This window comes from Microbulbifer echini (genome assembly GCF_041447225.1).
Classification (GTDB): Bacteria; Pseudomonadota; Gammaproteobacteria; order Pseudomonadales; family Cellvibrionaceae; genus Microbulbifer; species Microbulbifer echini.
On the sequence record NZ_JBGMEL010000008.1, the window covers coordinates 85,597 to 101,330 of the forward strand.

At 42.2% G+C, this 15,734-nt stretch carries 7 protein-coding genes and 1 pseudogene; 6 read left to right on the top strand and 2 right to left on the bottom strand.

Annotated elements, in window-relative coordinates:
• Positions 1 to 785 precede the first annotated feature (785 nt).
• The 3 genes from ACCI51_RS09715 (at position 786) to ACCI51_RS09725 (ending at position 8,542) form a co-directional block, all read left to right on the top strand.
• Entirely contained in the window at positions 786 to 2,642 is a 1,857-nt protein-coding gene (locus ACCI51_RS09715; protein WP_371843423.1) for a VCBS domain-containing protein, read from the top strand.
• 490 nt (positions 2,643 to 3,132) lie between these two features.
• Positions 3,133 to 4,101 (top strand): DJ-1/PfpI family protein, encoded by a 969-nt coding sequence (locus ACCI51_RS09720; RefSeq protein ID WP_371843424.1) that lies wholly within the window; start codon positions 3,133 to 3,135, stop codon positions 4,099 to 4,101.
• Positions 4,102 to 5,044: 943 nt separating this feature from the next.
• A complete protein-coding gene (locus tag ACCI51_RS09725) occupies positions 5,045 to 8,542 on the top strand; it encodes a fascin domain-containing protein (RefSeq protein WP_371843425.1) in 3,498 nt (1,165 codons plus the stop codon).
• Positions 8,543 to 9,072: 530 nt separating this feature from the next.
• Here the strand turns inward: ACCI51_RS09725 and ACCI51_RS09730 are convergent.
• Positions 9,073 to 10,101: an AraC family transcriptional regulator gene (locus ACCI51_RS09730; protein WP_371843426.1), complete on the bottom strand. Its 1,029-nt coding sequence runs from the start codon at positions 10,099 to 10,101 to the stop codon at positions 9,073 to 9,075.
• A 189-nt stretch (positions 10,102 to 10,290) separates the two neighbouring features.
• Between ACCI51_RS09730 and ACCI51_RS09735 the strand changes: the two genes are divergently transcribed.
• From ACCI51_RS09735 to ACCI51_RS09745, 3 genes are all read left to right on the top strand, one after another.
• A complete protein-coding gene (locus ACCI51_RS09735; RefSeq protein WP_371843427.1) occupies positions 10,291 to 12,195 on the top strand; it encodes a DUF3604 domain-containing protein in 1,905 nt (634 codons plus the stop codon).
• A 102-nt stretch (positions 12,196 to 12,297) separates the two neighbouring features.
• On the top strand, positions 12,298 to 13,215 hold the full coding sequence (locus tag ACCI51_RS09740; protein WP_299588163.1) for a peptidylprolyl isomerase: 918 nt from the start codon (positions 12,298 to 12,300) through the stop codon (positions 13,213 to 13,215).
• Positions 13,205 to 14,266 carry a HupE/UreJ family protein gene (locus ACCI51_RS09745; RefSeq protein WP_299588165.1) on the top strand — a complete coding sequence of 354 codons (1,062 nt, stop codon included), beginning with the start codon at positions 13,205 to 13,207 and terminating at the stop codon, positions 14,264 to 14,266. The genes ACCI51_RS09740 and ACCI51_RS09745 overlap by 11 nt, the downstream gene beginning before the upstream one ends.
• A 90-nt stretch (positions 14,267 to 14,356) precedes the next feature.
• Here the strand turns inward: ACCI51_RS09745 and ACCI51_RS09750 are convergent.
• Positions 14,357 to 15,007: pseudogene (locus ACCI51_RS09750) on the bottom strand (IS256 family transposase).
• Between the last annotated feature and the right edge of the window lie 727 nt (positions 15,008 to 15,734).

Below are 15,734 nucleotides of genomic sequence, written 5' to 3' on the forward strand. Positions count from 1 at the left end.
TTTTGCGCTCTTTAAAGGTCTCGGTACTGCGGCTGTAGTTGTAGTTGTAGTTGTAGTTGTAGTTGTAGTTGTAGTTGTAGTTGTAGCAACAATCCTAATTCTACAGGGTGTTACTAAGTTATCTAGCCCTCCCTATCTTCCATTATGATTTATAACTAGCCTTACTGTGACCCTAAGGATGGCTATGTATGCCAAATACCTTTTGAACTGTCGTACTGACAACTCAAATACATCAGCTCCTATCCATTTTCCCAGCTTACCATGTTGTCACCTCTAGATACTGACCTATTCGTTCTGCACAGATCTCCCCCCGTGACTCTGTCATAGATTTGATAATACCCATGGATTCACATACCCCCTTTCACTGAGTAATCCTGGTCAATGATCAGCTGCACTACTTCCTGCCTGGGCTCTGGGTCGAATTTAGTCTTCTTGGTATTGATTACTATTTTGCCCGATTTTCAGTGAGCGCCGCAGTATCACTCAAAGTAAAGTGGCCAGATTAAGTCTCCCATTACACATTGCTTAGAAATTCAATCAAATCAATCGTACATTTTGTAAACACATAGGTAAGGGAAGCTGGGTATATTCAATGTTTACCCGCTTATAAAAACAACAACCTTTTATAGAAAATAGAGATCCGGGTGTTCATTGTTCACAAATTGGAAATTATTAAAGCTCAATATGGAAACAATAATGTACAACCAAGTTCACAAAATATAAGAAAGTTGCGCATATAATTAAAATTTTTTGACCCAAGCAACATTGAACCCGCAGAGACTAATATGAATGATCCGTCTAAGCTGCTACTGGCAATTTTTTTATCCGTTTTCCTAACTGCCTGTGGAGGTGGTGGAGGCGGTTCCGGTGATGACAAAAACAATAATCCTGGGACCACTAATAATGACACTGGCACAGGCACAGGTACAGGCACAGGCACAGGCACAGGTACAGGTACCGACACTGGTACTAATCCCGATCCGAACGCTCCAGGAAAAATTAGTGGCGGAGAAGGTAGTGTTAGCGAGGATAATGTCGTATCCACTTCTGGCCGACTAGTTGACACTGCGGACCAAAATAGAACCTTTCAAGAAATTCTTGAGTGGGGTAAATACGGTCGCTTGCACGTTCTCTCCGATGGCAGCTGGAATTATAATTTGGATAACAATTTGTCTGATCCTCTCAGCGCTAGTGAACTTGTCACTGATGAATTCAAAGTTGCTGTGGGAACCGGAGATGATTACGTCGCTACGATAGTGATCGAAATAACAGGTGCAGACGATGCCTATACTTTTGAACCCGAATCCCCACTAGCCACTTTGGTTCTAGAAAGTAGGGAAAGTGCTAATGGCACTTTGACCTTACAAGATGTAGATGGTAATACGCCGAGTTTTTCTCAGAACAATATAGCTGGTAGTTACGGTGATTTTAAGATCGTCGGTAATGGGGATTGGGAGTATATCCTCAATGGCAATGCGAATAACCTAAAAGAAGGTGAGTCTGTAACTGATACTGTCAGTTTTCGGTTAACAAATGGCGCTCAACTATCCGTTACATTTTCGGTAGTAAACGCAGATACAAATGGGGCTGGCTCTTTTGAGCTGTCTCTGAAACAAAAGCGGATAATGCTCGACAAACACAATCATTTTCGACAGCGGTGTGCCAGTGGGCAATCTGGCGAAGGACGCGGTCCAGAAAGTGCCGGAAATATGCAAACCCTTTTTTGGGATGATGCTTTAGCTAAGATGGCAAAAGAGAGGGCGTCGGCCTGTTATTATGGCCATTTAGGTGAATCTACAGGTATTAGGAAGTCTTTTGATAAAGTGAAGGATGAAGTTTCTTTTGTACTGCCTTCTGGTTATGTGGAAATTGGCGAAAATGTAGCAATTCATTTTACGAACCCTCCAGCATCTCAGTATGGTAGCGAGCAATGGGCTGGAGCTGTTCAGGCCTGGTACGATGAAAGTTATGCGTATAATTGGGAGGACGGGCAATGTCACGATGAGACTTGTGGGCACTGGGCTCAAGTATGCTATGGAGAAACTCGCTATGTCGGATGTGCGGTAGCTGAGTGCGATAGTATCATTGGCGTTGATAATCCAGCCTATAACGATGGTGCGCATGTCACAGTTTGCAATTATTATCCCGCAGTCAATAAATCTGAGATGCCTTTTGTAGATAATTTTGGATTCGATAACTGTAGAACTTGCCTCAATTATGACTACCCTTTTTGCGCTGATAATATGTGCTCTGGAGGAATCTCCAAAAGTTGGAATGCTTCAGGAAAAACACATAAAAGCGTTGATCAGTGTACTGACGGTTTAGGTAGAGATATTGTGCCCTGCGCCCATGCCCCCAGGGACGAAGTTCATCCGCAACCCGCTAAGGTTAGCGGCTTTAAGTATAGAATGATCGACAAGCAACTACATTTGTCTTGGAATGAAACTATCAAAAATGGTGGTGTGCTTCATTACAAATTGTTTCGTGATGATGAGTTGATCTTGAAGACTCGAGAGCTGTCATATCAAGATTCTAAAATAGAGCAAGGCAAAAGCTACCACTATAAAATAATCGCAGTTGATCATGCAGGTAAAGAAAGCAAAGAACCTGCGTCCCTGGATGTTACAATAATAAGAAATTAGAGTTATACAAAGACTATTTGGAGCGCATCAGACCAAACACGAGCGGAAGTACGGGTAGTTCACACAAGAGAACAGAAGATCATAATTTTGGGTGAGATCCAAAATTCCTCCAAACAAATAAACCGGATGAGTTCAGATAAAATCCGATCTCATCCGGTTTAAACATCACAGACAGCACCGCCTTTACATGTATACGATTGAGTGGGCGCTTATAAGGGATTAGTTTAAGAAAAGAATGCTTGGTGAGACAAATTCTTTAAAAGATCCGTGAAATATCAAAGAGATTGAAAAATCTCGCGCATTCTCGATTTTTTATGATCGATAGCCAAGCAGACTGGCCTTGACAATTCACAGGCTATGGGCTCACTTGGTACTAAGTACTATAGTTCATTTTTTCCAATTGGTACTACTGGTGGATGCGATAACTCATTGAAATCACACGGTAGAAAATAACATTCATCACTTTACTAGCAATAAAAAAGGTTTTATTTTGAAAAAAATTGTATGTCTCTGTATGGCAATATTTCTTAGCTTTAATGTATATGCCAACAATGGAAAGGTACTTGTTGTCGTTTCTGCAGCTGACCAGCTGATCTTAAAAAACGGTGGGGTAGTCGAATCTGGTTATTTTGTCAGTGAATTATCTGAAACCCTGAGACAACTGGAAGACAATGGATATGAAGTTGATATTGCCACACCAAAAGGAAAAACTCCGGTAATTGACGGTTATGGCCTGCAAATGTATTTCTATAAAGCGTCAGTAGTATCGAACTGGCCCCAATACAGTTTATACCCTAAGGCCAAAGCCCAGGAAGAGCGCTCAAAAGATATTACTACAGCTATGAAGTATTTTGGTAGACTCAAATTCACTAATCGCTATGCCAATGACGAAGTATCTGCCTTTCTAGATGATATTGAATATAAAATGGAGCAACAGCAAATTACTGAAAAGCCCTTGCTTTCACTCGAATCACTCGCACAATCAAAACACTTAAAAAAATATGATGGGATATATATTCCAGGAGGTCATGCTCCAAAAACCGATCTACTGTTTAATAAAGAGTTAGGGAATATTCTAACCTATTTTCATGAGGAAAAAAAACCAACCGCTATTATTTGTCATGCTCCAATAGTATTGTTGACAGCAATGGAAGGTACTTATGATCCATTTACTCCCCCAACAGAAGAGCAAAAGAACAGCTTTATTTACAAAGGATATAACATCACACTGGGCAACAAGTCAGAAGAACTAATCCTTGAAAACTTCCTTTACCTAAAAGGTAGCCGCCTAGAGTATTATGTTGCAGAGAAGGCAAAAGAGGCTGGCCTTAAAGTTAATAACTTACGTGTACCTTCGATGTCACAAGTTATTGAAGATAGGGAGTTGATGACCGGAGCGAACCCCTCCTCGGTTTATACTTTGGCAAATAGATTCGTGGCTAAATTGAACAATAGATAGTTACTCATCTAGTAGATGTAATTATTGCTTTTACGTGGAACAAGGATGTACCAAAGCAGCGTAAACGCCACAAATAACTTTAGACCGATGCATTCTAGAGAATGTTGAGAGAGGAAGAATAAATCAAGTAGAGGATGACCAACCCTATATCTGATTAACATTTTCTCATTGAAATAGCAGAGTTAGCTTTAACCTGATCTCAACGTGCCTGGATGCTTATCAATAGCTGGCTTTTTAATTAACACTTAAAATTTGTTAAATTTTTGATTTTTATATAGATTCAAAACTTAAACTCAGAAGATGAACAATAAAAATAAGACACCAAAATCACAGTTAATTTAAATTGCTATTAGCAGGAATCTAAAATGCTAACTTAAATCGATAGGTAATAGCTCTATAGCGTTACCCATCATAGGTCAGCACATATTCGTTTGAGCAAATCCATTCGCTTCAGTTTTTCTACCTCTACCTCTACCTCTACCTCTACCTCTACCTCTAAAATATGAGATTGCAGTAATGTCTTCGTTGTTTACTGCTAATCGCTAGCCCACCAGCCCACCTTATTGTTCAACAATTAGAAATAATATGGCGTCAATTTTGAAACAATTTCTCACATCCAAAGTTCTCGAAGGCGGAAGATATCGATCTTATATTTTCAATCGGATCATCCACCTTATACTAATTTAATGGTTAACAATAGGACACTTAGGTGTAGTTATTTGCATGCTTGTGATGTTTGAATTAAGCAATATAAATTAATACCATTCCTGCGCCATTAAGGTCACTTAAAGTTAACCATTCCCATGCTGGAAGTTGAATTTTTTCAATAATGTTTTAATGCTCCGTTTGATGACTAATTTCCAACTGGCTAATCTTTAGCGTTAAGGGCAGGAGATCTTATCCGGTATATTTTTTAGAAAAAATAATAATATAGGATTTTGCCATGAATTTTAAAAGAGCAGGCGTGTATATCGTGTATATCGCGCTATTGTTTAGTTTGATTATGCCAGTCTATGCACATGCAGGGATATGGGATAATTTTACAAGCTGGATTACCGAAAGCTGGAAGAAAGTTGAAGCAAAAACTGAAGAAGCTGTCGAAGACGTTGTCACTACGGTAGAGGATGCTGCAACAACCTCAGTAGGATTTTTAGTAGACACTGGTGAATGGCTATTTGATGGCCTGACAAATTCTGTTGAAGGCACACTTGATTTTTTCTTTGGGGTGGCTGATGACTCGGTTACCGCATTAAACTATTTTGGTCTTGATGTCGATATATCAGATTGGTTTAGCACAGGGGCCCGAAACTCTGAAGATAGCGCTCAGCTGTGGACTTTGGCGAACTATGATACTGGGTCACATCCAGACTACCTAGCAGCCTTTCGTGAACGTCAAGCCGCCTATATCGAGCGGGCTTTCGACGCTGCAAGAGAGGAGCCAAATAATAACCACATGATTCTCAGAGCCCATCTTGGTCTTCCGCTGGACAGGGAAGCATTGGCCCAACGGTTAACCGAACTTTTCACCCCAGGCAAGCACGCCTACAAAAATCCAGATATGCCACTGTTGGAATATATTCGTGTATTGGCGGAGAGTAATGACTACGATGATCTAATTCTAAATGAGATCATCAAGCTCCCATATTGGCAAGACGAAGATACCGAGCGGGTACGTGTCTACACTTCTGAGAACCACGTACTTATGTGGCTCTCTAGTAGCTGGTTACTATGGGAAATGGAGGGCTGGCATATCGGAGGCGGTCCAGAAAAAATTAAAGAGCGCTTGGTGCGTTATTTAGAAGTTAAAAAACAATATGGCGTCTATGAGTCTACCTCAAATATTTATAGTGGTTTTTCGCTATCTGCTTTATTAAACCTCTATGACTATGCAAAAGATCAGGAAATAAAGACACTCGCCGGACAGGTCGCACTAATATTTCTCAACGATATAGCTATGGTCACTAATGACCTTGGCGCTGCAACGGCTGCAGATTCGCGGGCTTATGAGGGTAGTTATCAGGGAGTGAACGACCTGGGTAATAACTTCTCACGCTTTATTGCTCTAATAACCGGCATGGGTCCTCAGGTATTTACCAGTGGTGGATCACATATGGATATTTTTTCCATGACCAGCTTGGATGTCAGTAGTGTTGCCTATAATCGCCTGGAAAAACTCAATGGTGAAGTCAATATCAGCTATTCCTCTGGTCATCCCATCTCGGATGTGGATTCCATATGGGCAGGTCTGGATTTACAAGACAAACTTATTTTTTCTCAATCCGCTGGAGCTTACGCTCACCCCGAACTGGCGGACGAGATGCTGGAATACTATCTGACACCTCTCGCCGGATTAAATTTTTTCTTTGAAGACATCATCGTGGAGTCCAATCTGGCAGACGATATGGTTGACATGTCTGGTGTTCTACTTACGGAAACCAGCGCGCCCTTTACAACCAGCTCTCTTATTTCAGAAAAAACCTTGGACCTCTATCGCCATGGTGTAGTGCAGTTGAGCTCTTATCAAAACTACCACGCGGGTAATGCTGGTTGGCAGCAGCAGCCCTGGGTTGCCACAACGGGGACACTCCAGATTACCACACGCTCAGGAGCGGAATATGGTGGTTGGAAGGCTGGTGGTCAGGAGCAAATGAATACAAATTTACCTTATATTAAGCAAAATAAGAATGTAGCTCTGGTTCTATACAAGCCGGCTATGGAACTGCGATTTATGGAAGGGGTGGGTAATGCCACTGATTTTCTGCCAATAGATGACTTTGCGACGGAATCAGTCAACTTAATTTGGCCGGCTGATAAGTTTGATGAAACTTCCAGCTTCAATAACTGGCTATTTGCAAGAGAAGGTGAAGGGTATGTGGCTGTCTATCGCCATTGCCAGGATACAAAATCCTTTATACGCAATGAAAAGGCTATAGAGCTCTACAGCTGTAATGGCGATGAACAGATTTGGGCAACGGTTGTCGGCAATGCTCAGACCCATGGAGATTTCAGCAACTTCATATTCACCATTTCGCAAGCCAAGATCCAGAGTAAGTGGCGTTGGAGCTGGGCCGAAAAGCGACATGTCTGGGAAACCACACTTGAAGTAGATGGGAAAATACTCGGCTATAGCTGGGAAGCAAATGTCGATGATTTAACGGATCAGGAAATGTGGGAACTCGCGGGCGTCAACAATACGTCCACCATAGAAACCGCATTTGTGCGTGGTTACCAAGTCAACGATGTGACCGACAACCCTGTTGGTACGGGTCAAGATAACTGTGAAAGTTCCGATGATATTCTACTACACCAAACTGTTAGCTTTCATGGTACGGATCCAATTGTTTCACGTATATCGGAAGATACTAACGGTAAGTGCTTCCTGGTAAATGTAGAGGAGCAGTCATTGGATTCTGAAACTTATCACGGCGGTGAGCAAGTCGATGTCATACATTTCCAGAACCGTCGTTTTGTTGGTGGGGAGGCGGATAAACTCTATGGTGTAGATCACGATTGGATTACTGTTCAATTGGATTTCAGTTATACCAACCCAGTGGTGTTTACTTCTGTCATTGGCGTTGCCAACCCCAATTCCATCACCGCTGAAATTCGTAATATCACCTCCAATAGTTTTGAGGTTCGGATAGCAGAGTTTGCTTCGAATGATCGTGTTCAATTGCCTGAAATTCTGCATTATGTTGTGATGGAAGCCGGTACTTATACGGCGGCCAACGGAGCTGAAATTCATGTGAATGCCATATTATTGGAAGATAACTTAACTGGTTCCCCTGAATTCCAAACCGTTGGTATTGACCTTCAGGATTACCTCCTGGTGAGCCAGGTACAAGGAAAGAATATGAGTGAAACTCTTGGTACTCGAATTAGGGATAAACAAACAGGCTCTTTTGAGATCAGCCTAATGGTGCAAGAAGCCCACAGAGAAAAAGGAGAAAAACTACAAGCCGTAGTGGGCTATATAGCTATTGGTAAACCCGCGGTTCAGTCTAAGAAAATAGCCCTTAAGAGCGCCCACGGTAAATATTTGACTGCAACCGGTAATGGAGGTAACGGTCAAACTGTCAACGCAAATGCTTCAACAATCGGAAGCCAAGAGACAATTATTCTCAGCGGTAACAGCGCTCAGCAGGGCTGTTTTGTTCACGGTGATGATGTATGGCTGCAAACTACCGACGGTTATTATTACGGTGCCCAAGAATGGGGGGCGCTTGATGTCACTGTCACTGATAGGTATAGCTGGGAGACATTTGAATTAATAAATCATACAAATAATACAGGATGTTTACAGAATGGTGATCAAATTTCCTTATTCAATGTCCGCCACAGGAACTATATTGTTGCTGAGCACGACGGTGGTGCGAATGCAAACCGCAAGGTTCTAGGTCCATGGGAAAAATTTACAATTGAGAACTTGACTATTAATTAGTAACACGATTAAGGCATCCCAACCCAAGTCATTGGGGTGTCTTAATTAAAATATAGATATCTCCTTCTTTGACAACCACCTTTCGCCATGAAGCCTTGACCAGCTTAATTTTTCGATACACTCTCCCCTTTACTTCTTGATACAAGGCACCAGCAGAGAAAAATTCTTACAATTAAGCATATAGTATCGATACTGAAAACCCAGGAATTCTATCTTATCTTGAAGATAGTCCCGCTGCGCTCTCTAAATTAATACCTCGTATAGCTAGCCATCCGTGACGAATAACCAGGAAAAGATTTTTCAACGAGCACTCTGAATGTAAATATCAAAAAAAAATAGGTTAAACGCATGTCCTGTGCTTAATGGATGGAGCAACCTTTATAGACATATCAGCAAAAGGTAGACCTAGACTATTAAAGCAATTAATAAATATTACTCTTTTTAGAAATTAAGTGCGCGAGCAGCTCTGCAAGGTTAATGAAACAGCCTTCACTTTATATAAAGTGTTTTTCTTTTTATTATGCGAATATCTAGTCTTTTTTATATTTAACATGCTTATTACGAAAATCCCGCGGGGATTGCCCAGTCCATTGTTTAAACCTTCTTGAGAAACTGCTGGTATCACAAAATCCGAGCAAATAAGTGATGGATGTAATTGGCAATTCTTTTTGTTTGAGATATTGCATAGCTTGATATTCACGAACTTTATTAAGTATGGACTGATAACTGGAACCATTTTCTTTTAGTTTTCTATGTAGGCTACGGCAGCTAACGCCAAGCTCTCCAGCCACCACTTCTTGCGAAAAATTTCCTGAAGGCATCAGATTTATAAGAACCCTAGTTGTCATACTAACCATGTCATTTTTCTTTAAACGATCCAGATAATCTATAAGTGCCATCTCATTAATTTTGGCTAATTCATTATTGCCCGAAGTGAGTTGTCGATCTACAAAATCACGCCTAAGCCTAATCTCACAAATATTTGCTGAAAATTTGATAGGGCATCCATACATCATTTGGTGATATTTAGGAATGGCAGGCCTTGATCGCTCTAGATAAATTGCAATTAAGTGATGATAAACATCTGGGCATATCTTGCTAATAGATTTTATTAGTAGGCCCATAAAGGCATCTATAGCATGAATACTAGGTTCATATGATAAACCCTCTGCTTTTTCCCAGGATACTACGACATGTTGCCGCTCTTCGCGAACATGCATTCTCATGGCAGTACTAACCACCTCTGAGAATCGAGCTGATCGCAATAGGCTTTCTCTGATAGAACTGCTCGCTAAATGGGCATAGCTTAGGGCGTGAAGGTTTGTGTGGTTGACATATTTAGTAACTTGCAAGCCAATACAATCATTGCCAGATATAGTTTCAGCAAGGATCCATAATTTTTTCATGTTCTCTACAGGGATTCTTTGATTGGCATCTCCTATGCAGCTAGGGTCAATTCCTGCTCGTTGCAAGATTTCTTGGGTAGAACAATAGGATTTTAGAGCCTCAATAATGGGTAGTACCCAGGTTGCAATGGTTGTGTGTCCATTCTCAGCCATTTGCAAATGTGTCCTAATTAGTCAACAGATTGTCTGGATAGGCAAAGAAGCCTATAACCCAGGCGAGTAGCATGAAATCTAATATTTTTCCCTTTATCAAGATTAACCTAAGGCGCTTTGTATGTTAAGGAAATCTAGTGTTTTCAAAGTATACCAGGCTACTTAAACGATTAAATTATGAAATATCTAATGAAGAAGGCAACCGTGCTTACCTGGGTGACGCTAAGTACTGTATGCGTAGGTACTGAGGCGAATGAACCTACTCAGCTTTTCTGGGGAGATATGCATCTTCACACTTCTTACTCATTCGACGCCTTCCTAAGTCAAAATTATTCGGCAACACCAGACACAGCTTATCGTTGGGCCAAAGGACAGCCAGTTATTCATCCTTATACTCATGCAAAGGTACGTATAAATACGCCACTGGATTTTCTTGTGGTTTCAGATCACGCGGAGGGATTGGGGGTTATGAGAGCAGTGGTCAATAAAACAGATCAACTCGATACTGAAATGCCCTTTCACCAGTCGATAATGCGCTGGTTTGCCAAGCAGCATATTCGCTATAAAGTCTCAGTGAATGAGGGTATGGATATTTTCAATGAGCTACTGCCAACTAAGGCACTTAACACCGAAGTCTTCGTAGATCCTGTTCGGGATCCTGCTAATACGCCCCCAGAACCAGTGCTGGGAGATCTAAATAAAACCCGAGCAAGTGCCTGGAACGAGATAATCGATGCCGCAGAGCGCCACTACAACCCCGGCACCTTTACAAGCTTTATCGGCTGGGAGTGGAGTTCAACGCCAACTGGAGCTAACTTACACAGGGTGGTGGTATCCCCGAATGGGTCAAAACAGGCCAGGCAGTATCTGCCTTTTGGGTCAGACCAAAGTCAGTACCCTGAAGATTTATGGCGCTGGCTGGATGAGACTTCTGAGCGAACTGGCAGTGAATTCATTGCTATTCCGCATAATTCTAACGTATCAAAGGGTTACATGTTCGCAGAAACTACACTACGTGGTGAGCCAATTGATACACAATATGCCCGTACACGTATGCGCTGGGAGCCTTTAGTAGAGGTAACACAAATTAAGGGCGATTCCGAAACGCATTCACAGCTTTCACCTCTAGATCCTTTCGCCGATTTCGAAAATTATCCATTTTACCTACAAGCCGATCCCGAGTCCTATCGAGTCGCTAAGGGTGATTATGCTCGATCCGCCTTACGTACTGGCTTGGAGGTGGAAGAGAAAATTGGCGTAAATCCCTATAAGTTTGGCTTCATAGGTTCCACCGATTCTCATACTGGTCTATCGACTGCAGAGGAGAATAACTTCTGGGGTAAATTTGCCCATGACTCGACACCCGCGAGTAAGCGCGCCCACACGGTGATTGGTGGAACAAAAGCAACTGGCTGGAATATGTCTGCTTCTGGACTCGCCGCAGTTTGGGCAGGTGAAAACACACGCGAAAGCCTTTTCGCCGCGTTTAAGCGTCGCGAGGTCTATGCAACTACAGGACCAAGAATACAGGTGCGTGTATTTGCCGGGTGGGATTTTCCAAAGCACGCAATAGATGCTGAAAATATCGCTGAATTGGGCTACATCTACGGAGTGCCAATGGGTGGAGAGCTAACTAGACCACAGGCGACAGAGCAACCAATTCAGCTGTTAATACGCGCGGTTAAAGACCCGAAAGGAGCAAATCTGGATCGAATCCAAGTCGTAAAATCGTGGCTGGATGAGTCGGGGCGAAGCTATGAGAAGATCTTTAATGTTGCCTGGTCTGGGGAACGTTCCTCGAGTGATCGAGGACAATTAATTCCTGTGGGCGATACCGTTGACCGGGAAACAGGTCTATATACCAACACCTTGGGCTCTCTTGAGTTATCTACCTTGTGGCAAGATCCGAGTTTTGATGCTGATCAAAGAGCATTTTACTATGTGCGTGTATTACAGATCCCGACACCACGCCATTCACTTTACGATGCCGTGGCTACAAAAGAAATCAACAATGGTAGCATTCAGATACCCTCTGAAGGGCCCGCAGTTATCCAGGAACGTGCTTATACCTCTCCCATTTGGTATACACCATAGCATATTGATGAACCAATGCTGTAAAGCAGGTAAATAGTCTAGTCCAGAAAACAGTTTATATATTCGAGTGAATGATCTTTAGATATTTTCGGGGGATATTGTATGTACTGGAGCTTTAGTCGATTGGGCAGGGATCCGTTAATACACTTCTTGATTATTGCATTGCTTCTATTTGTTGGTGCCGAATTAATAGAAAAGAAAGGTGATGGCTCTGACCAAGAGCACATCATACTCCTAAATAAAGACAACTTAATTGAATATATTCAGTACCAAAAAAAGACTTTTAACCCAATTTATTCCAGACGTTATTGGCAAAATCTAACAGACATAGAAAGGGCCAACCTGATTGCCGACTACATTCAGGAAGAGATACTATACCGTGAGGCGATTAATCTTGGTTTGCAAGAAAATGATCAGATTATACGACGGCGGCTTATTCAGAAGCTGGAATATGTGACTGAAGGTTTCTTCGAAGATATCAATATTAACGAAGATAATTTGGAGGCTTACTTTCGACTTCACCAGGAAAAATATCGCATTGACGCCTCCATTACTTTCACTCATGTTTTTTTCGATCATAAAATCCACTCAAAGATAAAACTAAAGGAAACAGCAAAACGAACATTGGACCATCTTTTAAAAAAATCAGAAGCCTTTGAGAAATCCTCTCTTTATGGGGATCGGTTTGTATTTCATCGAAACTATGTAGAGCGTACCCCCCAGTTAGTGGCTAGTCATTTTGGGGATGCTTTTGCAAAATGGGCTTTTCAACTGCCCTTAAACACCTGGTCGGGTCCCTTTGAATCCCCTTATGGCCTACATCTTGTACTTGCCATTAGTAACAAAAGCAGCCGCCTGCCTAACTTTAGAGAAGCTGCCCCATTAGTGCGAGCAGATTATCGTCACGAAAAAATGGAAGAAAAAAAGCGGCGTAAGATAGAAGAATTGATGAACAGATACCAGGTTGTATGGAGCTCTCCTATGCCGAATGTATCTACGGAAGTTACCTATGCCAAATAGACATCTCTACCAAAACTCACTAATTTTTCTCGCTACCTTACTCGGTGTTGCATTTAGCAACCTTGGTTTTACCCATGACGGAAGACCAGTTTATATAGAGTTACAAGAACGCCCAGAAAACCAATATATATTGCGTTGGAAAATCCCACCGGTTATGCAACCTGGAACAGAACCAGAAGTATACCTAACAGGTGATTATTGCCAAATACTACCAGAGACACAATTTTTTTCTCGTTACAACACCAAAAAATATCAGTGTCAGCCTTCCCTTTCACAAACAAATACCCAGCCAGATGAACGCTTGATAATAAAGATCGGATATCCAGTTGCTAATCCAGCATTATCTACTCTAATCCGCTTTGAGCAAATGAATGGCGGCATCATTAATCTCTTTAATGGCCCAGAGGCCATAGAGATACATTTACCTTCCGAGTTGTCTATCTGGCAATATGTCAGACAATACATTGAAGCTGGATTCCTACATATACTGGAAGGCTATGATCATCTGCTTTTTGTATTTTGTCTGGTCTATATTGCCCGTAATCTAAAAGGGATTACAATAGCAGTTACCGGATTTACCTTAGGGCACTCACTCACTCTCGGGCTCGCAAGCTTGAACGTATTCAGTGTAAGGGTGGATATTGTAGAGGTATTAATTCCGCTGAGTATTATGGTATTAGCTGCTGAGATTGTAAACGCTGGTAACCATCGACACAAAGAAACTTTAGCCTGGCGATTTCCAGCCATTGTCGCTAGTGGTTTTGGGTTATTACATGGATTTGGGTTTGCCAGTGCGTTGGCCGAGTTGGGCCTTCCTCACAACCAGAAAATAACGGCTTTAATCAGCTTTAATATAGGCGTTGAACTAGGACAGTTAATATTTGTCTTGCTTTTACTTTTTTTAGCTTATATGGCTAAACTGGCAGTTTCCAAGTGGAAGTTTTCCGAAATTACTAATCACATCCTTACGCAGTCAAAATATGCAATATATCTAGTGGGGATAGCAAGTGGATATTGGGTCGTTAGCCGGTCTTTGGAAGTAATCTATTAAATAGATAGAGATTCTTATTGCGTAAAATATTTAGAATAGTGTACGTTTCGAGAATGTAAATAATTCTGTCGAACCGCCTCTTCCAGTTGTTTATTGATAATCGGTGAGTCGTTCACCGAACTCGATCATAAATCGGGTTAAAGTCGACTTCCAGTTACGGATCGGCATAGCCCATTTTTTGGCGGCGCTCTGCATAGCTGAATACACCGCTTTTATCGCGGAGTCATCCGAAAGGAACACCTTGCGTTGATTGGTGGCTTTACGAATAACCCTGTTGAGAGACTCTATTGAGTTGGTTGTATAGATCACTCTGCGGATCTCAGACGGATATTCAAATAGAGTGGTTAGGCTTACCCAGTGGTCGTCCAGGACTTGCTAATCTGGGGGTAGCTATCATCCCACCCCGATACAAACCGCTCCCGCGCCATCTGTGCTGCCGGTTCTGTGGCAGAGGTCTAGATTGGCCGTAACGGCCTTGTAATCCTTCCAGGGGACGTATTTTAGCGAGTTACGTACCATGTGCACGGTACAGAGCTGAACTTTGGCCTGGGGGTATTCTGTCACAGTAGCCTCTGGGAAGCCCTTCAGACCGTCAACGCATACAATCAATAACTCTTCCAAACCAAGATTATTCAGCTCAGTAAGCACAGATGGCCAAAATTTGGCACCTTCCGTTTCAGCAAACCTTAGGCCCAATAGCTCTTTCTGGCCCTCCATGTTTATACCCAGGGCCACATACACAGCTATATTAATTACCCGCTTATTATGGTGTGATTTTTTAAGCAATGCAGTCAAGGTAAACAATAGGATAAACCCGGTCTAATGGGCGACTCTGCCACAGCACTGTGCACCAGCTCTGTAACCTTAGATAACAGGGCTGCTGAGACTTCGGCATCGCACATTCGTTGAAGGCATCGGCGATATCGCGGGTACTCATCCCTTCGCGTATAGGGATTGCATTTGATCGACCATTCCGGTAAGGCGAGCCTGCGCCCTGCGAACACAATGCGGCTTGAAGGTGCCAGTTATATCGCGGGGAACACTGATATCAACCACTCTAAGCCGGTCTTTGGGGCGCTTGGAGCTAGTGCATTGGGACTGTTGACAGAGTTGTGCTCAATTGGGTCATTCTTGGGGTAGCCAAGGTGCTCATCCAGCTCTACACCAAGTGCGGCCTCCACGGTCATCTTGACCAGTTTCTCGGTGAAATCGTAGAGGTTGGTTTCAGATTCCCCCCCCAGGCTAACTCTATGACCTGATATTGAAGCTGCCGTTCAAGTGCTTTGTTATTCACTATTCTGCTCATAATTTCCTCCGATGCAGAGTACGGAAGAAATCATAATCAGTTACACAATTAGGTTTACAGCCTCCATAACAAACCTTCGCTAGAAGGTTACATCCCTTTCTTCTTGTTCACTCTTGAAAGTTTTTGCACTATTTCAGCTTGTAATGTATGTATAAAAACAAA